Below are 599 nucleotides of genomic sequence, written 5' to 3'. Positions count from 1 at the left end.
CCATCCAGTACATCGTTGCCCACACCACCGACCAACACATCGTTGCCGCCCTCGCCGTACAGGCTGTCGTTACCTAGGCCACCGCTCACCAGATCATCGGTACCATAACCATGCAGCTCGTCATTGCCATCGGTGCTGGTCATCACCATCACCTTGACTTGCGCCAGGCTCCAGGTCGTGCCATTGGCGAAGCGGATCTCCTCCAGCTGATAGCCGCTACTGAAGAAATACCGCACGGTGATCTTGTCCGAACTCCCCTTCAAGGCAATGTTCAGGTGACTGTCGGTGCGGGTCAGTACCAGGTCTTCGGGCTTGATGTCGGCGCCAAACTCTAGGGCATCAATTTTGCCAGCCGTGGTGTCGTAATTGTTGATGGTGTCCTGCCCCCAACCCCGCTCGAACCGGTAAATATCCGAACCCGCGCCACCATCCATGACATCATTGCCCACACCGCCGACCAACACATCGTTGCCCCCCTCGCCGTACAGGCTGTCGTTACCCAGGCCACCGCTCACCAGATCATCGGTGCCATAACCATGCAGCTCGTCATTGCCTTCGGTGCTGGTCATCACCATCACCTTGACTTGCGCCAGGCTCCA

1 protein-coding gene is annotated in these 599 nt (G+C 58.1%); it reads right to left on the bottom strand.

The genetic code is table 11. The annotated features are described in order from the left end of the window. Nucleotides 1-569: calcium-binding protein (locus tag EIY71_RS28865; RefSeq protein ID WP_305955780.1), on the bottom strand; the 569-nt coding region annotated here is incomplete at its 3' end. Between the last annotated feature and the right edge of the window lie 30 nt (nt 570-599).

It is taken from the genome of Pseudomonas sp. CH235 (genome assembly GCF_004368175.1).
GTDB classification, from domain to species: Bacteria; Pseudomonadota; Gammaproteobacteria; order Pseudomonadales; family Pseudomonadaceae; genus Aquipseudomonas; species Aquipseudomonas paraglycinae.
Note: the sequence above shows the minus strand (reverse complement) of the source record. Positions and strands in the feature narration are given on the sequence as shown.